The organism is Oleiphilus sp. HI0061 (assembly GCF_001635675.1).
Genome location: NZ_LWFE01001860.1, coordinates 1 through 911 on the forward strand (window position 1 = coordinate 1; position 911 = coordinate 911).

Annotated in this window: 2 protein-coding genes; both read left to right on the forward strand. The window is 45.2% G+C overall.

Annotated elements, in window-relative coordinates; translation table 11 throughout:
• Positions 1-251, forward strand: a 251-nt coding sequence (locus tag A3735_RS28285) for a type II secretion system F family protein (protein ID WP_197486121.1), incomplete at its 5' end; no start/stop codon positions are given.
• A gap of 133 nt (positions 252-384) precedes the next feature.
• Positions 385-911, forward strand: a 527-nt coding sequence (locus tag A3735_RS32420; RefSeq protein ID WP_197486122.1) for an A24 family peptidase, incomplete at its 3' end; no start/stop codon positions are given.

Consider the following 911-nt stretch of genomic DNA (forward strand, 5'->3'; position numbering starts at 1 on the left):
AATATTCTATGCGTTCTACCGGTGTGTTCCCCTCCATGGCAGTACAAATGGTTTCGATCGGTGAGGAGTCTGGTGCACTTGATACGATGCTAGACAAAGTCGCGACGCACTTCGAAGATGAGGTAGATGACCTGGTTGATAATATGACGGCACTAATGGAGCCGATTATTATGTCCGTATTAGGTGTACTGATTGGTGGTTTGATCATCGCAATGTACTTACCTATCTTCCAAATGGGAGCCGTTGTATAAGGTATATTCAAGCGGGTACACTTCTCGTGCCCGCCTTATCTACTACTTAAACCTGACTTAGGCTATGATTCCCCTCATTCGCAACTTTCACGCTAACAATAAACAACGATAAACGCCGCACCGGAACAATTTCATGCTCGCACTTTTCCAACACCTGAATGACAACCCTGCGTTCCTATACGCTTCAACACTTATTTTCGGTTTATTAGTCGGCAGCTTCTTGAATGTTGTCATTTTTAGGCTCCCTAAAATGCTTGAGCAAGATTGGGCACTTCAGTGCGCTGCATTTTTAGACCAGCCTGAACCAAAACAGGAAAAAATCACCCTATCGACCCCCAACTCGAGCTGCCCAAAGTGTCAGCATGCGATTAAGCCTTGGGAAAATATCCCTGTAATCAGCTATATCTTCTTGCAGGGGCGCTGTAGTCAGTGCAAAAACAAAATCTCGATCCGCTACCCTTTAGTTGAACTTGTCACAGCTTTACTTTCACTTGCCGCTATTTCCATCTATGGTGCAAGTTATGCTGGTCTTGCAGCACTTATCCTGACCTGGGTACTTGTGGCACTAACGATGATCGATGCCGACACACAACTTCTGCCAGATAACATGACGCTACCACTAATGTGGGGTGGTTTGATTCTCAACTACTACGAAACGTT